Source organism: Massilia sp. Soil_C_3, from assembly GCF_057657035.1.
Genome location: NZ_JBDGJG010000008.1, coordinates 352,800 through 375,224 on the forward strand (window position 1 = coordinate 352,800; position 22,425 = coordinate 375,224).

Annotated in this window: 15 protein-coding genes; 14 read left to right on the forward strand and 1 reads right to left on the reverse strand. The window is 68.8% G+C overall.

Annotated features, from left to right (window positions below):
• The first annotated feature begins 5 nt into the window (after nucleotides 1-5).
• From AC3A6F_RS18725 to AC3A6F_RS18770, 10 genes are all read left to right on the forward strand, one after another.
• On the forward strand, nucleotides 6-518 hold the full coding sequence (locus tag AC3A6F_RS18725; protein ID WP_487683356.1) for a hypothetical protein: 513 nt from the start codon (nucleotides 6-8) through the stop codon (nucleotides 516-518).
• Between the two features lie 127 nt (nucleotides 519-645).
• Nucleotides 646-1,959, forward strand: coding sequence for a hypothetical protein (locus tag AC3A6F_RS18730; protein ID WP_487683358.1), 1,314 nt, complete (start codon nucleotides 646-648; stop codon nucleotides 1,957-1,959).
• 72 nt (nucleotides 1,960-2,031) lie between these two features.
• Nucleotides 2,032-6,876, forward strand: a complete 4,845-nt coding sequence (locus AC3A6F_RS18735; RefSeq protein WP_487683360.1) for an SdrD B-like domain-containing protein — start codon at nucleotides 2,032-2,034, stop codon at nucleotides 6,874-6,876.
• A gap of 19 nt (nucleotides 6,877-6,895) precedes the next feature.
• The gene (locus AC3A6F_RS18740; protein ID WP_487683362.1) at nucleotides 6,896-8,563 is read left to right on the forward strand and encodes a DUF7507 domain-containing protein; all 1,668 of its coding nucleotides are present in this window, start codon (nucleotides 6,896-6,898) and stop codon (nucleotides 8,561-8,563) included.
• A 251-nt stretch (nucleotides 8,564-8,814) separates the two neighbouring features.
• Nucleotides 8,815-9,474, forward strand: coding sequence for a response regulator (locus AC3A6F_RS18745; protein ID WP_487683364.1), 660 nt, complete (start codon nucleotides 8,815-8,817; stop codon nucleotides 9,472-9,474).
• A 15-nt stretch (nucleotides 9,475-9,489) separates the two neighbouring features.
• Entirely contained in the window at nucleotides 9,490-11,082 is a 1,593-nt protein-coding gene (locus AC3A6F_RS18750; RefSeq protein WP_487683366.1) for a sensor histidine kinase, read from the forward strand.
• Nucleotides 11,083-11,223: 141 nt separating this feature from the next.
• Nucleotides 11,224-11,871 (forward strand): response regulator, encoded by a 648-nt coding sequence (locus tag AC3A6F_RS18755; RefSeq protein ID WP_487683368.1) that lies wholly within the window; start codon nucleotides 11,224-11,226, stop codon nucleotides 11,869-11,871.
• A gap of 43 nt (nucleotides 11,872-11,914) precedes the next feature.
• Nucleotides 11,915-13,489 (forward strand): sensor histidine kinase, encoded by a 1,575-nt coding sequence (locus AC3A6F_RS18760; RefSeq protein ID WP_487683370.1) that lies wholly within the window; start codon nucleotides 11,915-11,917, stop codon nucleotides 13,487-13,489.
• Nucleotides 13,486-13,857 (forward strand): response regulator transcription factor, encoded by a 372-nt coding sequence (locus tag AC3A6F_RS18765; RefSeq protein WP_487683372.1) that lies wholly within the window; start codon nucleotides 13,486-13,488, stop codon nucleotides 13,855-13,857. The genes AC3A6F_RS18760 and AC3A6F_RS18765 overlap by 4 nt, the downstream gene beginning before the upstream one ends.
• A gap of 50 nt (nucleotides 13,858-13,907) precedes the next feature.
• Nucleotides 13,908-14,273: a VOC family protein gene (locus AC3A6F_RS18770; RefSeq protein WP_487683374.1), complete on the forward strand. Its 366-nt coding sequence runs from the start codon at nucleotides 13,908-13,910 to the stop codon at nucleotides 14,271-14,273.
• Nucleotides 14,274-14,290: 17 nt separating this feature from the next.
• Here AC3A6F_RS18770 and AC3A6F_RS18775 read toward each other — a convergent pair whose 3' ends face one another.
• Nucleotides 14,291-16,546 carry an ATP-binding protein gene (locus AC3A6F_RS18775; RefSeq protein WP_487683376.1) on the reverse strand — a complete coding sequence of 752 codons (2,256 nt, stop codon included), beginning with the start codon at nucleotides 16,544-16,546 and terminating at the stop codon, nucleotides 14,291-14,293.
• Nucleotides 16,547-16,857: 311 nt separating this feature from the next.
• On the opposite strand from AC3A6F_RS18775, the gene AC3A6F_RS18780 reads away from it, so the two are divergent.
• The 4 genes from AC3A6F_RS18780 to AC3A6F_RS18795 all read left to right on the forward strand — a co-directional run bounded on the left by AC3A6F_RS18780 (nucleotide 16,858) and on the right by AC3A6F_RS18795 (nucleotide 22,418).
• Nucleotides 16,858-17,184, forward strand: coding sequence for a hypothetical protein (locus tag AC3A6F_RS18780; RefSeq protein ID WP_487683378.1), 327 nt, complete (start codon nucleotides 16,858-16,860; stop codon nucleotides 17,182-17,184).
• Nucleotides 17,185-17,473: 289 nt separating this feature from the next.
• On the forward strand, nucleotides 17,474-19,591 hold the full coding sequence (locus AC3A6F_RS18785; RefSeq protein ID WP_487683380.1) for a TonB-dependent siderophore receptor: 2,118 nt from the start codon (nucleotides 17,474-17,476) through the stop codon (nucleotides 19,589-19,591).
• Entirely contained in the window at nucleotides 19,591-21,021 is a 1,431-nt protein-coding gene (locus tag AC3A6F_RS18790; RefSeq protein WP_487683383.1) for a DUF3526 domain-containing protein, read from the forward strand. Before AC3A6F_RS18785 ends, AC3A6F_RS18790 begins: the two co-directional genes overlap by 1 nt.
• Nucleotides 21,018-22,418: an ABC transporter permease subunit gene (locus tag AC3A6F_RS18795; protein ID WP_487683385.1), complete on the forward strand. Its 1,401-nt coding sequence runs from the start codon at nucleotides 21,018-21,020 to the stop codon at nucleotides 22,416-22,418. The genes AC3A6F_RS18790 and AC3A6F_RS18795 overlap by 4 nt, the downstream gene beginning before the upstream one ends.
• Nucleotides 22,419-22,425 lie beyond the last annotated feature (7 nt).

The following is a 22,425-nucleotide window of genomic DNA, read 5'->3' on the forward strand; positions in this document are numbered from 1 at the left end:
ATTCCATGACCATTCGTATCCTGAATATCCTGCTGTTCTGGACCATCGTGCTGGCAGGCACCAAAGTATTCGCGGCCGATACCCAGGCCGTCGACGTGCGTTTGCAAGCCTTCCAGGTCGTCGCCCAGGACAAGGGTGGCGAGAAGCTGGTGCCGGCCCTCGAAGCCGAAGTCGGCGACACCATCGAATACCAGATCACCTACCAGAACAAAGGCATGAACGTGGCACAGGCGGTGGCGGCGACCCTGCCGGTGCCCGAAGGCGCGATGAGCTACCTGGCCGGCAGCGCGGCGCCGAAGGCGGTCCAGGCCAGCCTCGACGGCAAGAACTTCGCTCCCCTGCCCCTCACCCGTGAAGTCGTGCGCAAGGGCCTGCGCGTCGTCGAGCGGGTGCCGGCATCCGAATACCGCTTCCTGCGCTGGAACCTGGGCGACCTCGCGCCCGGCCAGGCCGTCACCGTCAGCTCACGCATGAAGGTGATCTCGATCGGCAGCGCGCCCAAGTTGGCAAGCAAATAAGGGAGGACCGCCCTGACGCCCGAATTCCATCGACTTAGTTGTCATTTTAATAATTTTTACTCGTTTTTACCCAGTTCAATCGCAGTACAAACCTGATTCATTTCCCGTCTGACAGAAGGAAGAAGCCATGAAAACCCGTCTCACGCTCGTCGCCGCAGCCTCGCTGCTGGCCGCCGCCAACGCCAGCGCCGCCCCGACCGCCGCCGGCACCCTGATCACCAACCAGGCCAGCGCCACCTATACCGACTCGACCGGCACCAAGACCGTCCAGTCGAACGTGGTCACCACCACCGTCCAGCAGGTGGCCAGCCTGAACATCAACAATGGCACCGCCAAGAGCGGCGCGGCCGGCACCCAGGTGGTGTTCGCCCACAGCGTGACCAATACCGGTAACGGTCCGGACACCTTCGCGCTCAGCCAGACCAACAGCGGCGCCGTGGCCCTGACCGGCGTGGTGTTCTACCTGGACGCCGACGGCAACGGCGCCGCCGACAACGCCACCCCGGTTACCTCGACCGGCCAGCTGGCCCCGGGCGCCACCTACCGCTTCGTCGCCGTGGCCACCCTGGCGGCAGGCGCCACCACCGGCAACACCAACACCATGCAAGTGAAAGCCACCAGTGGCTTCAACGGCAGCGTCAGCGCCACCAGCACCGACACCACCACCGTCGGCGCCGGCGCCCTCATGGACATCACCGCCAATGCCTTCGGCCCGACCGCGCCGGGCAATGGCCAGGGTCCGGAAGCCGCCGCCATGGAGACCAAGCTCACCACCGCCGGCACCATGACCTCGTTCGTCATCTACCTGAACAACACCGGCGGCAGCCCCGACACCTTCACGCTGGCCGCCAGCACCGACGTCAACTTCGGCGGCACCCCGCTGCCGGCCGGCTGGACCGTCGTGTTCAAGGACGCCAACGGCCAGGTGATCACCAACGCCACCGTCGCCGCCGGCGCCAACGTCAAGGTCACCGCCGAAGTCACCCCGGCTGCCGGCACCACCCCGGGCACCACCGATATCTGGTTCCGCGCCCAGTCGACCACCAACGTCGCCATCTCGGACCGCATCCACGAAGCCGTGACGGTCGTCGCCGGCGACTCGCTGCTGGAACTGGTCAAGACCCAGGCCCTGGACGCCGACTGCAACGGCACCCCGGAAGGCGAGTTCACCAAGGATCCGATCACCGCCGCCCCTGGCGCCTGCATCCGCTACCAGATCGTCGCCACCAACAAGGGCCTGACCACGATCAACGCTGTGGTCATCACCGACAACGTGCCGGCCAACACCACCTACCACGCCGGCGCCGCCGCCCAGACCCTGCTCGGCGCGGTCCTGGCGCCGCTCACTGCGGGCGTCGTCACCACCGTGTCGGCCACCGGCTTCAACCTGGGCCCGACCGAGTCGAACACGCTGAACTTCGGCGTCAAGATCAACCCGTAATCCTCCAGTAACGTCAAGCGCGGCGTCCTCCGGGACGCCGCCCCCGAATTCCTCTTTCGACTCCCGCGCGCCATGATCACTCAGCTCCGACACTTCGTCTTCTCCTGCCTGGTCACCACCCTGCTGCTGTGCAGCCACGCGGGAGCCGCCATCGTCAACAAGGCCAGCGCCAGCTTCGCCCAACCGGGCGGCGGCGCCGGCGCCGTTGAATCGAACACGGTGCGCGCGCAACAGACCGACACCATCACCTATTTCACCTCGGCCGCCTTCTCGACCGTTGCGCGCGCCACCCGCGCCAACGGCCAGCTGTTCGTGCAGATCTCGGCGGCCGACTGCAACGCCGACCCGGCCCGGGTCGACAACATCAGCGTCACCATTTCCTCGAAAAAGACCGGCGACAGCCAGGCATTCATGGCCGCCGAGACCGCGGCCGACAGCGGCCGCTTCCGCATCACCCCCATGGCCATGGACCGCTCCATGGACGCCGACGGTGACGAGAACGACATGAGCGACGGCATGCTCGAAGTCATGGCCGACGACGTCCTCACGGCCAGCATCGCCGGCTGCGGCAACGGCACGATCTCGACCGACATCCTGGTCGACCCGATCGGCGTCGTCTACGACAGCGTCAGCAACGAGCCGGTCCCGGGCGCCACCGTGACCCTGATCGACGTCACCGGCGAAGGCAACGGCGGCAACCCGGGCGCCCCGGCGGTCGTGTTCGACGTCGACGGCGCCACCCGCATGCCGAGCACCGTCGTCACCGACGGCAACGGCATGTACCACTTCCCGCTGGTCGCACCGAGCCTGTACCGCCTGAAGGTCATCGCGCCCAACAACTACGGCTTCCCGTCCAAAACCGCGCCAGGCGAGCTGCCGGGCAACCGCGAGACCAACCTGTACGGCTCGTTTGGCGGCGAGTTCACCGTCAGCGCCGCCCTCGGTGTGGTCACCATCGACGTCCCGCTCGACCCGATCCCGGGCACCCTGTACCTGCAAAAGAACGCCTCGCGCGCCGTGGTTGAAGTCGGCGAAGTGCTGGACTACACAGTGCGCGTGTTCAATACCGCCGACGAGACCCTGACCGGCGTCACCGTCATCGACGACCTGCCGGCCGGTTTCAGCTACGTGCCGGGCTCGATGCGCCTGGATAACGCCCCGTTCGACGGCAAGTTCGCCAACCGCGGCCCGCAACTGGTGATCAATGTGGGCGACGTGCCGCGCCGCTCGAACCGCGTGCTGCGCTACCGCGTGCGCATCGGCGCCGGCGCGCTGCAGGGCGACGGCATCAACCGCGCCCACGCCACCAGCGCCGCGCCCCTGGTCTTCACCAGCACCGTGGCCGCCGCCAAGGTGAAGGTCGAAGCCGGCATCTTCAGCGACAAGGGCCATATCCTGGGCACAGTGTTCGCCGACTGCAACGCCAACGGCCTGCGCGACAAGGACGAGCCGGGCGTGCCCGACGTGCGCATCTGGCTGGAAGACGGCAACTTCGTACAAACCGATGCCGAAGGCCGCTACAGCTTCGCCGGCGTCACCCCGCGAACCCACGTGGCCAAGGTCGATGCCACCAGCCTGCCGGCGGGCAGCCAGCTGGCCATCCTGTCGAACCGCAATGCGGGCGACGCCGGCAGCCGCTTCATCGACCTCAAGGACGGCGAGCTGGCGCGCGCCGATTTCGCCCTGGACGCCTGCAGCGACGAGCTGCGCGCCGCCATTGCCGGCCGCGCCGAGCGCCTGCGCGCCGAGCTGCAGGCCGCCTCCGCACTGACCGTGCCGGAAAAAACCGTCGCGATCACGAAGATCGAAGACCTCGACCTGGCGAAAATGGACAACAAGCTGGCCTTCATCGGCCTGGAAGACGGCGCCGTGCTGCCCTTTGGCCAGGCGATGGTGCGCATCAAGGGCGCCGCCGGTAACAGCTTCACCCTCACCGTCAACGGCGTGGAAGTCGACGACAGCCACGTCGGCCAGCAAAGCACCGTCGCCGACCGGCAGCTCGATGTCTACGAATACGTCGGCGTCGCCCTGCGTCCGGGCCGCAACGATCTGGAAATCGCCCAGAAGGATGCTTTCGGCAATGCCCGCGGCAGCCAGCGCATCGGCGTCGTGGTGCCCGGCAAGCTGGCGCGCCTGCGCATCAAGCCGCAGACCGAAGCCGCCCCGGCCGACGGCCAACGCCTGGTGCTGATCAACGTGACCCTTGAAGACGCCGACGGCGTGCCGGTCGTCGAGCGCACCCCGGTGACCCTGGACGCCAGCGCCGGCCAGTGGGACACGACCGACCTGGACCCGCGCGAGCCGGGCTACCAGGTGTTCGTCGAAGGCGGCAAGGCCGAATTCTCGCTGCGCGCCCCAAAAGAAGCCGGCGAAGCCCGCCTGCTGGCTGCCAGCGGCCTGCTGCAGGCCAAGGGCGCGCTGCGCTTCGTGCCCGACCTGCGTCCGCTGGTCGCGGCCGGCGTGGTCGAAGGCGCCATCAGCCTCAACCGGGTGCGCGGCAACACCGCCAACCCGCTGCGCGACTTCGACGGCTTCGAGGACAAGCTGCGCCACATGGCAGAACGTGGCAATGGCGATGGCGTAGGCGCCGGCGCCCGCGCCGCCATGTTCGCCAAGGGCCAGGTGGGCGAAGACACCCTCTTGACCATGGCCTACGATTCGGACAAGGAAACCGAGCCGAAGCTGTTCCGCGACATCGATCCGCTGGCCTACTATCCGACCTACGGCGACGAGGCGCGCCGCGGCTTCGAGGCGCAGTCGACCAGCCGCCTCTACCTGCGCGCCGACCGCGACCGCTCGTACGTGATGTACGGCGACTACGTGCCGCCAGGCGTGACCCCGGCGCGCAACCTGGGTGCCTACAGCCGCAACCTGACCGGCCTGCGCACCCATTCGGAAATCGGCAACGTGACCTTCGACTCGTTTGCCAGCTACGACACCACCCGCCAGATGGTCGAAGAGATCGCCGCCAACGGCACCTCGGGCCCATTCCTGACCGGCGGCGGCCTGATGGTCATCAACAGCGAGCGCGTCGAGATCGTCGTGCGCGATCGCAACCAGACCGGCCTGATGCTGTCGCGCCGCCTGCTGGCGCGCTACGCCGACTACGACATCGACCCGCTGACCGGCCGCATCCTGCTGCGCGCACCAGTGGCCAGCCTGGACCCGGACATGAACCCGATCAGCCTGCGCATCAGCTATGAAGTCGACCAGGGCCACCCGCGCTTCTGGGTCGGCGGCATCGCCGCCCAGTACAAGATCGGCGAGATGGTCGAAGTCGGCGGCAGCGCCGTGGAAGACCGCAACCCGGCCGCCCCGACCCGCCTGGTGAGCGTCAACGCCAGCGTGACCCCGGACGACAAGACCACGGTCATCGTCGAAGCCGCGCAAATGGAAAAGGCCGACCAGAAGGGCCGCGCCGCCCGCCTGGACGCCACCCGCACCGACGGCAAGCTGGAAAGCCGCCTGTTCGCCGGCCGCGCCGACGCCAACTTCGACAATCCATCGTCGTCGCTGCCGAAGGGCCGCACCGAAGGCGGCGCCACCGTGCGCTACCGCGTCACCGAGCGCGCCAGCGTCGGCATGGAAGCCCTGCACACCGCCGACCTGGAAACCGAGGCCGAGCGCAATGGCGTGCAGCTGTTCGGCGGCTACACCTTCGATAACGGCGTGCAGGTCGAACTGGGCGTGCGCCATGCCCGTGAATCGGCCGGCGAGAGCGTGGTGCTGGCCCAGCCGGACCTGACCAGCGTGCGCGCCAAGATCGCCACCCAGATCCCGGGCCTGCCGCAGGCCGGCGTGTTCCTGGAAGGCGAGCAGGACATCCACGACAACGGCCGCCGCATGGTGGCCCTGGGCGGCGACTACCGCTTCGCCGGCGGGAGCCGCGTCTACGGCCGTCATGAACTGATCAGCAGCCTGGGTTCGACCTATGCGCTGAACCAGGGCCAGCAGCGCAGCGCCACCGTGTTCGGCGTCGACAGCGACTACATGCAGGACGGCCGCGTGTTCACCGAATACCGCGCCGGCGGCACCTCCCCGGCCGGCACCCTCCTCGGCGAGCGCCAGGCCGAGGCAGCCCTTGGCCTGCGCAACCTGTGGACCCTGGGCGAAGGCGTGCGCGCCAACACCAGCGTCGAGCGCGTGAAAGTCATCTCGGGCGCCCGCGACAACGAAGCGATCGCCGTGACCGGCGCCATCGAAGTGAGCCGCCATCCGACCTGGACCGGCAACGCACGCCTCGAACTGCGCCACGGCGAAGACAGCGACGGCCTGCTGTCGACCCTGGGCCTGGCCTACAAGATCGACGAAAGCTGGACCTTCCTGGGCAAGAACACCCTGGCCGCGACCCGCTCGAAAGGCGCCGGCAATACCCTGCGCCTGACCGAGCTGATGCAGAGCGGCGTGGCCTACCGCGCGCTGGAATCGATCGGCGTGACCGGCCTGGCCAAGTACGAGTACAAGCTGGAACGCGACGACGGCCCGGCCAACTTGAAGCGCGCCGTGCACGCGGTGTCGATGAACGCCAACTGGCAGCTGCGCCGCGACACCGTGGTCAGCGCGCGCTACGCCGCCAAGGTCGCACTGGACCGCTCGAACGGCCTGTCGACCCGCACCATCAGCCACCTGGTGGCCGGCCGCGTAACCCACGAGATCAACGAAGACTGGGACGTCGGCGCCACCGCCCAGGTGCTGCTCGACCGCGACACCCGCGGCCGCCAATATGCGGCGGGCCTGGAAGCGGGCTACCAGCTCAAGAAGAATATGTGGGTCTCGGCCGGCTACAACTTCATGGGCTTCGCCGAGCGCGACCTGGCCGGCGCCGACGCCACCGCCAAGGGCGCCTACGTGCGGATGCGCATGAAGTTCGATGAAAACACCCTGCAGGGCCTGCTGTCCGGCGATCTGCTCAAGTAACAAGAACGAGGAAAAAGACATGACTTCGCGATTCGTGAGCTTCACCTGGCTGCGTACCCTGCTGGTAATCCTGTGCCTGGCTTGCGCCCTGCCGGCGCGCGCGGAATGCAACGCCACCGGGGCCTGCATCACCGCCGGCCCGCGCCTGGCCAGCGTCGACACCAATAAAAGCGCCCTGCTCGGCCCACTGCTGGGCGGCCTGCTCGGCACCGGCGTCGCGCTCAATGCGCTCGACTGGAACGCACTGGCCGGCGGCAACCTGAACCTGCTGAACTTCCTGAAGGTGCTGCAGACGCAACTGAACCTGTCGAGCCCCTCGCAAGCGCTGGGCGCCAACATCACGCTGGCCCAGATCGCGACCGCGCTGTCGGTCCAGGCGCAGGCCGAAGCCAAGCCGCAACTGGCGACCGCCCTCTCGGGCCTGGCCTCGCAGCTGAACGGCGCCGGCGCCACCGTGCGCCTGGGCGACCTGCTCAAGATCACGGCCGACACCGGCTCGCTCGGCACCACCACCGTCAATGCGCTCGACATGTTCACCGGTCTGATCCAGCTGTACAACCGCCGCAACGTGCTCACCACGCCGGTCCCGGTCGGCATCTCCGGAGGCGTGCTGGGCTCCCTGGGCATACTCAACAGCCTGCAGCTGTACGCCCAGGTGATCGAGCCGCCGTCCTACGTGTGCGGTCCGACCGGCTCGACCTTCTATTCGGCCGCGGTGCGCATCAAGCTCAAGCTCGACCTGATCACGCTGGCCCCGGTCACCGACACCCTGGTCGGCCTCGGCCTGCTGCAGAGCGCTTCGATCGGCATTGGCAGGTTGGACGTGTATGCCGACGTCGCGCGCGGCCAGGGTAGCCTGGCGGCGGTCAATGCCGCCGCCAAGGCCGTCACCCTGCAGGTCGCGCCAGGCGTAGCTGACCTGTATATCGGCAAGATCGACGACGGCGTCTTCTTCAGCCGCAGCCCCATCCGCGACTCGGACGTCGACTTCGGCGCCATCGGCAACCTGCAGGCGACGCTGGTGCTGGGCCTGGCCTCGGTGAATATTCCGCTCGAGGTCAAGAGCATCGTGCGCGCCCAGGCCCCGTTCTCCACCAGTGTGACGATGTCGGGCAGCTTCCCCCAGACCCGCACCGTCAGCAGCAGCACGATGTTCGTGACCAATGCCGCCAACAGTCTGGTGACCAACCTGAAGTTCCGCGACATGCCGGGCCTGGGGCTGCTGCAGGGCGTGGTCCAGCCGCTGGTGGTGACGCTGGTGACCAAGGTCGTGTCGCCGCTGCTGGCGCCGATCCTGTCTGGCGTGGCCGACCCGCTGCTCAAGCTGCTGGGCATCGGCCTGGGCGAGATGGTGGTGACCGTCGAGGGCATTTGCCAGACCTGCGACGATTTCAAGCTGACCAAGGCGGCCGACAAGTCCGCCGCCCTGCCCGGCGCCACCATCACCTATACGATCACCTTCGAGAACACCGGCACCACCACGCTGGGCAACCTGAAGGTCAGCGACCCGACCCCGGCGTATACCACCTATGTGGACAGCAACTGCGGATCGATGCCGGCGGGCCTGTCATGCATCGTGGCGAGCAAGCCGGAAGTCGGCGCCACCGGCAAAGTCGAATGGGGTGTCACGGGGACGCTGGCACCCGGCGCGACAGGCAGCGTCAGCGTGTCGGTCAAGGTCCAGTAGCGCTAATCACCGGATTCAATCGTGCTGCATAAATCAATCACCGCAAGTTACAATAAGGAAACACATATCGAGTTTCACTATCGTAAATTGTGAGAATTTGATAGATTGTTGACTTGCCCATGCGTATCTGTTGCGCATACGGGCAGCCTGTATCATGCTTCGTCGCACGCCTGTGCCAATCCGGCAAGCGTGCGACGCGCGTTTTTGCCGGCCATGCCGGCGGGCGTTTAACCCTATGCACACTTGAATCCATGAAATCGCACAGCAGTCCATCGCCGGCGCAGCCAGACCCCGCTTCCCAGGAAGTTTGCTCGACCAAGGAGGCCGCGAGCCTGCTCGGCGTCTCCCATCGCACGGTGCAATTGTGGGTAGAGGGCGGCGTGCTGCAGGCGTGGAAGACGGCCGGCGGCCACCGTCGTATCCTGCTCACCTCGGTTCACCGGCTGGTAGCGCAGCGCAATCATGCGGTGGCGGGCGGCTCGCCCCCCAACCGGGCGGCCGAACAGGCAATGCCATCTTCGGCGCGCCGCATCGTGATGGCCGACGACGACGCCACCCTGCTGCGCCTGTACGAGCTGGAAATCTCCGGCTGGGGCCTGGATGCCGAGCTGATCAAGGCACGCGACGGTTTCGACGCCCTGATCCGGATTGGCGAAGCCAGGCCCGACCTGTTGATCAGCGACTTGAACATGCCGGGGATGGATGGTTTCCGCATGGTACGCACGCTACGTGCCGATCCGCGTTATGGCAAGATGGCGATCATCGTCATCAGCGGGCTGGACCGGGCAACGATCGCATCGATGGGCTTGCCGTCCGACATACCGGTGTTCTCCAAGCCGGTGCGTTTCCCCGAACTGCGCGCCAAGGTAGAACAGATGCTGGGCGCGGGCGACGGAGCCATGGAGACTTAACCAGGACTGAGAAGAATGCGACACGAGCCGCACAAGATCGTTCGTACCGCCTTGCCCGATCCCCAGCCCGACGCCGCGCGCGTGCGGGCCCTGCACGAGCTGCTACTGCTCGACACCCCGCCCGAAGAACGCTTCGACCGCATCACCCGCCTCGCCTGCCGCCTGCTCGGCGTGCCGATCTCGCTGGTCGCCCTGGTCGACGCCGAGCGCCAGTGGTTCAAGTCGCGGGTCGGCATCGACCTGCACGAAACGGCGCGCGCGACCTCGTTCTGCACCCATACCATCCAGCACCCCGAAGGCCTGGTGATCGAAGATGCGCGGCACGACCCGCGCTTCGCCGCCAACCCCTTCGTGCTGGGCGAGCCGCGCGTGCGCTTCTATGCCGGCATTCCGCTGGCCGCGCCCGACGGCAGCCGGGTCGGCGCCCTGTGCGTGATCGACAGCCAGGTGCGCCAGTTCGACCAGGACCAGATGGCTACGCTGCGCGACCTGGCGGCGATCGCCGGCGACGAGCTGCGCGCGCGGCCGGCCGGCCGCCCCGCGCCCGAAGGCTGGGAAAAGGCCCTGGTGGCCCACCTGCCGGACGGCATCCTGATGCTCAATGTGCATGGCGTGATCGTCGCCGCCAATCCGGCCGCCGAGAAGATCTTCGGCGCCAGTGGCGCCTTGCTGGCCGGCCGCGCGCTGGCCGAGCTGCTCGACGAAGACCTGGTCGCCCGGCGCCGCGCTGGCCTGCTGGTCGAGGGGACGCCCTACGAGACGGGCGCGCGGCGCCTGGACGGCAGCCGCTTCCCGGTCGAGTTCTCGTACTGCCGCATGGCCTGGGCCGCGCGCCCGAAGTTCGCCGTCACCGTGCGCGACATCACCCAGCGCCGCGCCCAGGAAGAACGCGCGCGCGCCACCGACGAGCGGCGGCGCCACCACTTCGCTACCGCCACCCATGAGCTGCGCACGCCGATGTCGAGCGTGCTGGGCTTTTCCGAGCTGCTGCTCAAGCGCGACTTCGATCCGGCCACCCAGCGCGAGCTGGTCGAGATCATCCACCGCGAATCGGCCCGCCTGGTCGACCTGGTCAACCAGCTGCTCGATCTGGCGCGCATCGAGGCCGGCGGCGCCTCCCAACTCAGGCTCGCGGCGGTCGCGCTGCCGGCGCTGGTAGAACAAACCCTGGCAAGCCTGGAGGGCCTGGGCCAGGCCCACCGCGTGCGCACCGATCTCGCGCCCGACCTGCCGCCGCTGGCGGCCGACGCGCAAAAGATGCAGCAGGCGCTGACCAATATCGTCAGCAACAGCATCAAGTATTCGGCGCCCGGCACGCCGATCACGGTGGAGGCGCGCCTGGAACGGCGCGACGGGCGGCCCCTGGTCGCGGTCCGGGTGCGCGACCGGGGCCTGGGCATGACGCCGCAGCAGCAGGCCCAGGTGTTCGACGCCTTCTACCGCGTCGACCGCGATTCCAGCGTGCCCGGCAGCGGCCTGGGCATGACCATCCTCAAGGAAATCGTCGACCTGCACGGCGGCCAGATCACGCTCGAATCGCAGCTGGGGGTGGGCACGGAAGTCACACTTTACCTGCCCCCCGCCATCACTGACGACGGGGTGGGGTAAGGCATGCTGGCCCGTCCCGGCGGGGCCGGTGTACCGCTTGCACCACACCAGCCCCGTCCGCCATCGATTTGCTCTGCGGTAATTTGATCTACCTGTGGTTTGCCCTTGACAGGCAAATGTGAAACAGTAAAATCAGTAAATATGAAAATCGCCGATCAGCAAGTCACCGAGGGACCTTCATTCGACCGGGCCGCCTTTTGCACCACCAGGCAGGCCGCCGAGCGGATCGGCGTATCGCACCGCACGGTGCAGATGTGGGTCGAGAACGGCACACTGCAGGCCTGGAAGACGGCGGGCGGCCACCGCCGCATCGCGGTCGAGTCGGTCGAGCGCCTGCTGTCCGAACGCCGCACCGCCATGGGCGGCGCGCCCCGCCCGCTGCCCGCAGCGCGCCCGATCGCGCCGACCGCCTGCGCGCGCAGCGTCCTGATCGTCGACGACGACGCCATGCTGCTGCGCCTGTACGAGCTGGAGATCTCGACCTGGGGCCTGGACCTCGCGGTGCGCAAGGCCAGCAACGGCATCGAGGCGCTGATACGGATCGGCGAAGCGCGGCCCGACATCCTGGTCAGCGACCTGCACATGCCGGGCCTGGACGGCTTCGGCATGATCCGCACCCTGCGCAACAACCCGGCCACCGCCAGCCTGCCGCTGGTCGTCGTCAGCGGCATGGACAAGCCGATGGTGCTGGCCATGGGCCTGCCGGCGGACGTCGCCTATCTGACCAAGCCGGCCCCGCTCGCGGCCCTGCGCGCGGCGGTCACCGCGCGGCTGCCGGCGACATCCTGAGCAGGCCAGAATAGCCAACGCACGCCAAAGCACACCAATGATAATGAACGAGACACTCCACACTTCCGCTCCGCTGCCCGCCGACGAGGCGCGCCGCCTGCAGGTACTGATCGACCTCGAGCTCCTGGATTCGCCGCCGGACGAACGCTTCGACCGCATCACGCGGCTGGCGGCGCGCCTGTTCGACGTGCCGACCGCCCTGGTCAGCCTGATCGACGCCGACCGCCAGTGGTTCAAGTCGCGGGTCGGCCTGCCGCTGCCGGAAACGCCGCGCTCGGCCTCATTCTGCGCCCATGCGATCCTGCAGGACGATGTAATGGTGGTGCGCGACGCCTGCGAAGACGCCCGTTTCGCGAACAGTCCGCTGGTCCTGGGCGATGCCGGCATCCGCTTCTACGCCGGCTCGCCGATCGAGATCGGCGACGGCGCACGCATCGGCACCCTGTGCATCATCGACCGCGTCCCGCGCGAATTCGGCCCCGAAGAACGCACCCTGCTGCGCGACCTGGCCGGCATCGTCGCCAACGAGGTCGCCGCCCTCGAGCTCAAGGCCGTGGCCGAGCGCGAGCGGCGCAGCGCGGCGACCGTGCGCGCCCTGCTCGACCACCTGCCGGACGGCGTGCTGCTGTTCGACGCAGCCGGCACGATCCAGTCCTGCAACCCGGCCGCCGAGCGCATGTTCGGCGCCCCCTGCGAGGCGCTGGCCGGCCAGGCGTCGGGCGCCCTGATCGGGATCCAGCCGAAGGCGGTGGACCGCCACGAGGGCACGGGCCGGCGCGTGGATGGCAGCGCTTTCGCGGCCGAGGTCTCGATCGCAGAAATGACGCTCGACGGCCGCGCCTACCTGGTGGCGACGGTGCGCGACGTGGCCTGGCATCGCGCCGAGCAGGAACGGGTGCGCGCCGCCAACCGGCGCCGCCACGATTACTTCCGCACCGCCAGCCACGAGCTGCGCACCCCGATGGCCAGCATCCTGGGCTTTTCCGAACTGCTGCTCAAGCGCGACTTCGACGCCGCCACCGGGCGCGAGCTGATCGACATCATCCACCGCCAGGCCAATCGTTTGATCGGCCTGGTGAACCAGATGCTCGACCTGGCGCGCATCGATTCGGGCGGCTCGGACCAGCTGCATCCGGCGCCGCTCGACCTGGCCCAGGTGATGGAGAAGGTGCAGGCCGGGATCGAGGACGCGGCGCAGTCGGCCCGCATCGTGCTGCACCCGTCACCGGACCTGCCGCAGGTCCAGGCCGACCCACAGCGCGTGCAGCAGGCGCTGGCCAATATCGTGGCCAACGCCCTGGCCTATTCGGCGCCGGACAGCCAGGTCGAGATCGGCATCGCGGCCCAGGCACGCGACGGCCGGCCGGGCGCCGCCGTGACCGTCAGCGACCGCGGCGTCGGCCTGACGCCCGACCAGCAAAACCAGGTGTATGACGCCTTCTGGCGCGCCGGCGCCCTGCCCGACGTGCCGGGCAACGGCCTGGGCATGACCATCGTGCGCGAAATCGTGGACGTCCACTGCGGCCTGGTGGAGATCGCCTCGACGCCGGGCGACGGCACCCGGGTGACGATCTGGCTGCCGCGCGACGGCGCGCCCACCGATCCGGAGGCCTCTTGACGACACGCCGCATCCTCGTCGTCGACGACCAGCCCGACCTGCGCCTGCTGATCCGCCTGACCCTGCGTTCGCTGGGCGAGGTGGCCCAGGCGTCCAGCGCCGAGGCCGCGCTGGCCCAGCTGGCGCAATCCGTGCCCGACCTCCTAATCCTGGACGTCTGGCTGGGCGAAGGCATCAGCGGCCTGGAACTGTGCCGCAAGCTGAAGGACGCGCCGGCGACTGCCGGCATGAAGATCATGCTGCTGTCGGCCTGCGGCCAGCAGAGCGACGTCGCGGCCGGCCTGGCCGCCGGGGCCGATCATTACATGGTCAAGCCTTTCAGTCCCGAGGCGCTGGTGGAGGCGGCGGCGGGATTGCTGGACGGTTGACCGACGGGTTGGCGTAAGATCACGTGTCCACCTCACTTCCGGAGACGTCCATGGGCACGCAAGGCAACCACCACCAGATCGACAACATCGAATTGAACGTCGCCGACATCGCGCGCAGCAAGGCTTTCTATGGCCAGGTGTTTGGCTGGACCTTCATCGACTACGGTCCCGGCTATACCGAGTTCCGCGACGGCCGCCTGGCCGGCGGCTTCACGACCGACGGCCCGGTGCGCGCCGGCGGCCCGCTGGTGATCCTGTATTCGAACGAGCTGGAAGCGACCCTGCGCCGCGTCGTCGACGCCGGCGCCCGCATCAGCAAGGAGACTTTCTCCTTCCCCGGCGGACGGCGCTTCCATTTCGTCGATCCCGACGGCTACGAACTGGCCGTGTGGACGGCCGACCAGGAAGCCGGCTGAAACCCTGGCCGAGACGCTCAGGCCGCGAGTGCGCGCTGCGATGCCGCCGTCAGCGGCAGGTCGACGTAAAAGCAGGTGCCGCCACCCGCGCGGTCCTCGAACGACAGCTCCCCGCCATGCTCGACCATGATCTGGCGGCTGATCGCCAGCCCCAGTCCGGAACTGGTCTTGCGGTCCGCGCCCGCATCGGCCTGGGCGAAGCGCTGGAAGATGCGCGCGCGGAACGCGGGCGGGATGCCCGGCCCGCGGTCGGCCACGCTGATGCGCAGGCCGCGGCTGCTGCGCGCCAGCATTACCTCGACCGCGGCCTGCGGCGGCGAATACTTGAGCGCATTCGACAGCAGGTTCATCAGGACCTGGGTGATGCGGTCGCGGTCGACCTCGGCCGGTAGCCATTCCAGGCCCGCTGCGCAGGCGCTACGCAGCTCGACCTGCGTATCATGGGCCTGGACCCGCATCGCGCCCAGCGCGTCCTCGACGATCGGCATCAGGGGCTGCGGCTTGGGATGCGCCGACAGGCGTCCCGATTCGATCTTTTCCACGTCCAGCATATCGCTCACCAGGCGCACCAGGCGCTCGCAATGGCGATGCGCGATCTCGACCAGTTCCCCGACTTCGCCGTCGATCGGCCCGGCCGCGCCGCTCTTCAATAGCGACAGCGAGGCGCGCATCGAGGTCAGGGGCGTGCGCAGCTCGTGCGACACGGTCGCCACCAGCTCGTTCTTCATCTGGTCGACGCGCTTCCTGAGCGAGATATCGTGCAGGAAGATGGAAAAGAAGCTGCGCTCGCCAATGCCGGCGATGCCGGCCGTCATCTCGATGGCGAACTCCTCGCCCTGGCGCGTTCGCACGATACGCTCGACGCGGCGGTTCAGGGCATCGGTGTGGCCGGTGGTGCGGAACTCGACGATGGCGCGCCGCAGCGAGTCGTGGTAGCGCGGCGGCAAGGTCAGCTCGGCCAGCGGACGGCCGATCGCCTCGTGGCGGCGCCAGCCGAACATGCGCTCGGCCTGGGTATTCCAGTCGGTGACGACGCCGTCCAGGTCCATGCCGATGAAGGCGTCGTGGGCGGTCTCGATGATGGTGTTGATGTGCTGCGCGTTCTGCTGGACGATGGCCAGCGCGCTCGCCAGTTCCTGGGTGCGTTCGCTCACCCGCTGCTCCAGCGTCCGGTTGAGCTCTTCCAGCTCGTGCCCGCGCCGCACGAGGTCCTCCAGCAGCGTATTCAGGGCGCTGGCCAGGCTGCGCACCTCGTCATACGAACGCGCGTCGGGCACCAGCGGCGCCACCACGCCGCGCCGGATGCGGTCCGCGTACACCTGCAGGTTCTTGATCGGATGGGTGATCCAGTTCGCCACCAGCGCGCCGGCGATCGAGAACAGCACCGCCAGGCCCACGCCGGTCCACAGCGCATACTGGCCGAGCTTGTGCACCGGCGCATAGGCATTGCCCGCCTCCTGGCGCAGCAGCACGGTCCAGCCCAGGCCGGGATAATCGGCGTAGCCGTCGGTCTTGCGGTAGCCGACCAGGTATTCCCTGCCGTCGCTCCAGCGCTCCAGCACATAGCCGATGCCGCGCTCGCCCCGCGCGCGGCGCAGGCTGGCGGTATCGATGGTGGTGCCCTGCAGGCCGGGCGGTCCGAGCAGGACCAGGCCTTTGGTATCGACGATCAGGGCATCCACCCGGCGTCCCTCCTGGATCGGCTCGATCACCGAACGCTCGACGTCGCGCGCCCACTGCCACGACAGGTGGGCGCCCAGCACCGCGCGCGGCCGGCCGTCGGGGTCCTCGATCGGAAACGCGACGTCGACGAAGCGCTGCGGCTGGCCATTCACCGATGGCAGGAGCTTGGCCAGCAGCAGCGCTTCGTGCAAGTCGCCGATGTGGATGCCGGCCAGGGCGTTCGTGAACCACGGCCGGGCCGCCACATTGGCGCCTTCGAGCAGGCCGCGCGCCGCCACCTTGACCTCGCCGTCCACGGTCGCGATGCCCATCCAGCTGTAGTAGCCATAGCTGCGGTGGGCGTCGTCGAGCAGGCGGCGCTGCGATTCCAGGGTCGCGAGCGGACCCAGGTCGCCGATGCGGCGCGCCAGCAGATTGACTTCCCGGTAGCGTTCGTACATGCCGCGGTCGAGCTTGTCCGCGGCCTGCTGGGCCAGCTCGCCCAGGCCGAAGCCGATGCTTTCGCGCACGTGGTCGCGCGCCTGGTTCTGGACCAGGGCGACCAGGATGATGGTGAGGACGGCGCACAGGATGGAAGTTGCGAGCGCCATATAGCCTGCCAGTCCACGGGGAAGCAGGATGCGCGGCAGATTCCGGACAGTTGGCATACGCATCAATGAGCGTTCATATGAAGGACGTAACTGACCGATTTTACGTGAATAGTTGCCCTGCCGGAACTGAAGAGCGGGCTGTTCAAGATCTTGCGTGGCCTCCCCACCACAAGCGAAGCCCGTTGATTTCATTCTGGCTAGCAAAAATATATAAACCCTTCCACGCACCCTGGTTTATACTGCAAGCCCTTTTTGTCGCATCCTGTTTGCGACCACCTTTCAAGGGCTTTACGCCAAGGCTGATCCGGACCGTGCGTCGACCGCTGTCACTATTGCTGATGCTGTTCCTGCTGCTCACCCAGCAGGCGTCGCTGTCGCACGCGGTCAGCCACCTGGCGCCGGCCGCGACGATCGCGGCGACAGCAGCCCAGGAACTGAGCAGCGACACCCAGGAATTCGCGGCCCACGCCTGCGAACTGTGCGTCGCCGCGGCCCAGTTCGCGGCCGCCCTGCCCGCGTCCACCTTCCATCTTCAACCGGCCGATCCGGCCGTCGTCGTTCACCACGCCGTCCCCACGCGCGGCATCCAGGCCGCGCCCGCGCTGGCCTTCCGCTCGCGCGCCCCGCCCCTCGCCTGATCCGTCGCTGCACCTGAAGTCCGCCCGGCGCCCTGGATTGTCCAGACGCGCGTCCGTGCGTCCTCTCGTTTCGGCCTGACCCGTCGCTGACGGGCCACGGCCATGCACCGGGTCCTCGCCGCACCATGAACATCGTCATCCATCCGCACGCCGGCATCGGCCGTGCGCGTCCGCGCTCGGCCGTCCGGCCGGCGCGCGCCTGAATTCGCAACGCCGTTGCATCAACCAGCGGCGTTGCCGCGTTCCGCCCAAGGCGGGACGCGGCCGCCGCACGCCTCGAGGAAGAAGAATGAAGAAGCCTTTCGATACCGCACCCCGTCCTGTGCCGCGCCGCACGCTCATGGGCCTGTGCCTTGGCGCCGCCCTCGCCGGCCACGCAGCCAGCCACGCCGCCGCGCAGCAAGTGCCACAGGTCGTGGTCAACGCCAGCCTGGAAGAGCCGTATGCGCCGTCGCAGGCCACGGTCGGCGGCAAGATGCCGCAGCGCCTGATCGACATCCCGCAATCGGCCACCGTGTTCAGTGCCGAACGGATCCGCGACCAGAACCTGTTCACCCTGGGCGACCTGATGCAGCAGGCGCCGGGCGTGAGCGTGATGCCCTTCGACGGCGCCAATCCTGACTTCCGCGCACGCGGCTATGCCATGGAACTGAGCTATGACGGCATTCCCGCCAGCCAGGCCGGCAGCGGCCAGCAGGAATTCGAACTGGCGGTCTACGAGCGGGTCGAGGTGCTGCGCGGACCGTCGGGCGTGACCGCCGGCGCCGGCCAGCCGGGCGGCGTGATCAACTTCGTGCGCAAGCGCGGCAGCCGCGCGCCCCTGTTCTCGGGCGCCGTCAGCCTTGGCTCCTACGACAACCGCCGGGTCGAGATCGACGCCGGCGGGCCGCTGAACGCCGCCGGCACACTGCGCGCCCGTGCGGTCGCGACCTTCCAGGACCGCGACTATTTCCACGACATCACCCACGACCGCAAATGGCTCGGCTACCTGGCGCTGGACGCTGACGTGGCGCGGCGCACGACCCTGTCGCTTGCCTTCACGCGCCAGGTCGACGACCTCGACTCAACCACCATGGGCCTGCCGGCATGGAGCGACGGCGCCTTCATCGAGGCGCCGCGCGAGACCCATGTGTATCCGTCCTGGAACCGCATGGCATGGGCCACCAGCCAGGCGGAAGCCGAGCTGGCGCACAAGCTGGCGGCGGGCTGGGAGGTGCGGGCGCGCGCCGTACGCCGCAACGTCGACAAGTTCTACAAGGACGGCTACCCAAGCACCGGCGTGAACCGCGCCAACAATACCGCCACCTACGCGCGCCGCAAGGCCGGGCTGGATTTCGAGCGCGAGGCGGCCGACCTGTTCGCCAGCGGCCCGTTCTCCCTGTTCGGGCGCCGCCACGGCCTGACGGTCGGCTACAACTTCGACCGGCGCGTGGCAGACAACCAGTCGGTCACCTATGCGGCGGTGCCGAACGTCGATATTTTCAACCCCAACAGTGTGCCGGAACCAAGCGGCGACTTCGCCCGTGGCAACGCCAACCGTGTCAACCAGAGCGGCGCCTATGCCCAGGCCTTCCTCTCGCTCGCCGACCCGTTCACCCTGGCGCTGGGCGCGCGCAGCTCCAACTACCGCAACGAGACCCGCAATATCGCGCCGACGCCGGAGACGGCCTTCGTCGCCACCACCCGTGAACGCGGCGAAGTCACGCCGTCGGCGGCCCTGCTGTGGCATATCGCGCCCGAGGTCAATGCCTACGTCTCCTACGCCGACATCTTCTTCCCGCAATCGCAGATGGACGCCCAGCGCCGCACGCTCGATCCGCGCGTGGGCAGCCAGGTGGAGATCGGCGCCAAGGGCGTGTTCCTGGACGGCCGCCTGAACGCCTCGGCCGCCGTGTTCAATGCGCGCGACCGCAACCGCGCGCTGGCCACCGACGTCATCGACGTCTACGTTCCCGCCGGCGACGTCAAGGTGCGCGGGGTCGAGTTCGAGATCGGCGGCCGTCCGCTGCCAGATCTGAACCTGACTGCCGGCTACACCTTCCTGCGCACCGAATACGGCGTCCACCCGACGCTGGAAGGCGCCGAATGGTCGACCTTCGAGCCCAAGCACAGCCTGAAACTGTATGCACGCTGGCAGCCGGCCTGGATGCGCGGCCTGTTCCTCGGCGGCGGCATGACCGCCAGCAGCGCACTGCTGGGCACCGGCGTGCCTGGTGTGCGCGAACAGGGCGGCTACGCGGTCGCGAACGCCCAGCTGGGCTATGCACTGGACCGCCGCCTGGCCGTCACGCTCGCCGTCAACAACGTGTTCGACCGTACCTACTGGGCGCGCGTGGGGGGCCTCAACACCTATAACATCTATGGCGACCCGCGCAGCGTGCTGCTGAGCATACGCGGGAGCTATTAATGGCATTCACCATGTCACCCGTGCGCCTGATCGTGCGCCAGCAGTGGACCTCGCTGGCGCGCGAGCGCCGCCTGCGTCTGCTCGGCCTGCTGGTGCTGGCCCTCTGCGCGCTCGCCCTGTTCGACGCTGCGCTGGACAACCGGCGCCTGGAGACCGCGCGCGTCCACGACACCTTGGCCGAGGAAGCGGTGTGGGAGGCCCAGGGCGCGGCCAACCCGCACGGCGCGGCCCACTTCGGGCGCTATGTCTATAAGCCGGCGGCGCCGCTGGCGGTGCTCGATCCAGGCGTGACGGCCCACCTGGGTTCCACCGTCAAGCTCGAGGGCCACGTCCAGAACGCCAGCCGTTTCAGGGCGACCGACGGCGGCGCGGCCCTGAGCCGCTTTGGTGGCTTCAGCCCGGCCTTCGCCCTGCAAGTGCTGGTGCCTTTGATCATCGTGTTCGCCGCCTTCGGCGTCTTTTCCGGCGAGCGGGCGCGCCAGCTGGCCTGGCAGGAAATCGGCGCCGGCGCCACGCCCTGGCAACTGATGCTGGGCCGCTTCGCCGCCTGCGCGGCCGCCCTGCTGCTGCTCCTGGCGCTGGTGGGCGTGCTGGCGGCCCTGGCCACCATCCCGGCCTGGAGCGCCGCCCACTTCGCGGCCCTTGGCCTGATTCTGGCCGCCCATGGCTTGTACTGGACCGCCTTCCTCGGCGTCACGCTGGCCATCTCGGCCTGGAGCGCGAGCAGCCGCGCGGCACTGTTCGGCGCACTGGCGTTCTGGATCGTGACGGCGGTGCTGGCGCCCATGCTGGCGCCCATGCTGGCCGAGGCGCGCCATCCGACGCCGAGCGCCGAAGCCTTCGAGGCCGCCGTGACCGAGGAAGTGATGAAGGGGCCGGACGGCCACAGCCCGCGCGACGTGCGCTTCGCCGCATTCGAGAAGGCCACGCTGGCCCGCTACGGCGTCAGGCACATCGACGAGCTGCCGATCAACTACGCCGGCCTGCTGTTCGAGCATGGCGAGAAGGCGACCGCCGACATCTACAACCGCCACGTCGCCCGGCTGTACGACGGTTACGCGGCGCAAGCGCGCCTGGCGCTGGCCAGCAGCGCGCTCTCGCCACTGCTGGCCCTGCGCGCGCTGTCGTCCAGCCTGGCCCGCACCGATATGGAAGCGCACCGCCACTTTCTGGCCCAGGCCGAGCGCTACCGCTACGAGACGGTGCAGGCGCTCAACCGCGACATCAAGCTCAATCGCAAGCCGCAGATGCGCGAGTACGCCAGCGACGTGGCGGCGATCACGCGCGGCATCGCGTTCGCGCCGCAGCTGCTGCCCCTGGGCGAGCTGCTGCCGCGCACGGCCGTACCGTTTGCCGCGCTGGCGGCCTGGGTGGGCGGCGCGCTGCTGCTGATGCGCCTGGCCGTGCGCCGGCTGGAGGGCGGGGCATGAATGCGACCTTGACCATCATCCGCATGGAAGGACGGCGCCTGCTGCGCGGGCGCTGGCTGCTGCCGCTGTGGCTCCTGTTCGGCGTGCTGTGCGCCTGTGCCGCGTGGAACGGCGCAGCCTGGGTCGAGGGGCGCCAGGCCACGCTCGCGCTCATCCTCGAGGACGAACGCGCAACGCACGCCATGCGCCGCACCCAGCTCGCCGAACAGGTCACGCCGGACAACAAGTCGCGCTACGGCGGCGCGCTGTACGCCACCGCGATGTCGCTGCGCGCCACCCTGCCTCCGGGCGAACTGGCGCTGCTGACGGTCGGCCAGGCCGAGGGTTATCCGATGGCGGCGACTATCTTTCCGTTTGTCGCCAGCAACACGATCTTCGACCGCCATACGGCCGGAATGGAAAACCCGGCGGTGCTCGCGGCCGGCCGGTTCGACCTGGCCTTCGCGATCGTGTGGCTGCTGCCCCTGCTGGTGCTGGCAGGGAGTTTCGATCTGTTCGCGTTTGAACGCGAGCGCGGGATGGCGCCATGGCTGCTGTCGCAACCGGTCACGCCGACGCGCCTGCTGGCGGGGAAGGCGGCGGCGCGCGCGCTGCTGCTGGCGCTGCCGCTGGCGGTGACCGTCGTGGCGACCCTTGCCTTCGCGAGCAAGGCCGGGCCGGTGGCGCTGCTGCAGGCCGGCGGCCTGGTCCTGTTGTACGCGCTGTTCTGGCTCGTGCTTGCCTTGCTCTTCAACCTGGTCGCCCGCAACGCCGCCCAGGCGGCGCTGGGCTGCCTGGCCGCCTGGCTGGGCCTGGTCGTGCTGTTGCCGGCGCTGGCCCTGGGCGTGGCCGACCTGGCCGCGCCGCCGGTCAGCCAGGCCGAGCGCGCGAACGCGCTGCGCGCCATGGCGATGCAGGCGCGCGCCGAACTGCGTACCGCGGTCGCGCCCGACCGCGTGCCCGCGCCCAACATCCCCGACAGCCTGCGCCGCCGCGCGCTCGAAGTCGAGCGCGGCGAACTGCTGATCCAGGAGGCACTCCGGCCCTACCGCGCGCAGCAGGCGCAGCGTCTGGCCTGGCTCGACGGCCTGCGCGTGGTCTCGCCCGCGATCGCGCTGCAGGACGCGCTGGAACAGCTGGCCGGGAGCGACGCCGGGCGCGCCCTGCACTTCCAGGACCAGGCCCACGGTTTCCTGCTCGAGGTGCGCCAGCTCGTGCGGCGCCACCTGGACGAGGACCGCCTGCTCACCGTCGCCGACTACGACCGCGGCCTGCCCCGCTTCCTGCTGCGCGAGGCGCCGCCCGTCGAGCGTTTTGGCGCCCTGCTGTTCGACGCCGCCGTCATCGTCCTCGGTATGACCGCTCTGCTGCTGGCCGCCGGCCGCCGTCTACGCCGCCACGCCACCTTCACCGAATGAGGTCCAC

What these genes read in the sequence shown, in the direction of transcription:
- AC3A6F_RS18725 (WP_487683356.1), top strand. Translation starts at nt 6, where the DNA reads ATGACCATTCGTATCCTGAATATCCTGCTGTTCTGGACCATCGTGCTG.
- AC3A6F_RS18730 (WP_487683358.1), top strand. Translation starts at nt 646, where the DNA reads ATGAAAACCCGTCTCACGCTCGTCGCCGCAGCCTCGCTGCTGGCCGCC.
- AC3A6F_RS18735 (WP_487683360.1), top strand. Translation starts at nt 2,032, where the DNA reads ATGATCACTCAGCTCCGACACTTCGTCTTCTCCTGCCTGGTCACCACC.
- AC3A6F_RS18740 (WP_487683362.1), top strand. Translation starts at nt 6,896, where the DNA reads ATGACTTCGCGATTCGTGAGCTTCACCTGGCTGCGTACCCTGCTGGTA.
- AC3A6F_RS18745 (WP_487683364.1), top strand. Translation starts at nt 8,815, where the DNA reads ATGAAATCGCACAGCAGTCCATCGCCGGCGCAGCCAGACCCCGCTTCC.
- AC3A6F_RS18750 (WP_487683366.1), top strand. Translation starts at nt 9,490, where the DNA reads ATGCGACACGAGCCGCACAAGATCGTTCGTACCGCCTTGCCCGATCCC.
- AC3A6F_RS18755 (WP_487683368.1), top strand. Translation starts at nt 11,224, where the DNA reads ATGAAAATCGCCGATCAGCAAGTCACCGAGGGACCTTCATTCGACCGG.
- AC3A6F_RS18760 (WP_487683370.1), top strand. Translation starts at nt 11,915, where the DNA reads ATGAACGAGACACTCCACACTTCCGCTCCGCTGCCCGCCGACGAGGCG.
- AC3A6F_RS18770 (WP_487683374.1), top strand. Translation starts at nt 13,908, where the DNA reads ATGGGCACGCAAGGCAACCACCACCAGATCGACAACATCGAATTGAAC.
- AC3A6F_RS18775 (WP_487683376.1), bottom strand. Translation starts at nt 16,546, where the DNA reads ATGGCGCTCGCAACTTCCATCCTGTGCGCCGTCCTCACCATCATCCTG.
- AC3A6F_RS18785 (WP_487683380.1), top strand. Translation starts at nt 17,474, where the DNA reads ATGAAGAAGCCTTTCGATACCGCACCCCGTCCTGTGCCGCGCCGCACG.
- AC3A6F_RS18790 (WP_487683383.1), top strand. Translation starts at nt 19,591, where the DNA reads ATGGCATTCACCATGTCACCCGTGCGCCTGATCGTGCGCCAGCAGTGG.
- AC3A6F_RS18795 (WP_487683385.1), top strand. Translation starts at nt 21,018, where the DNA reads ATGAATGCGACCTTGACCATCATCCGCATGGAAGGACGGCGCCTGCTG.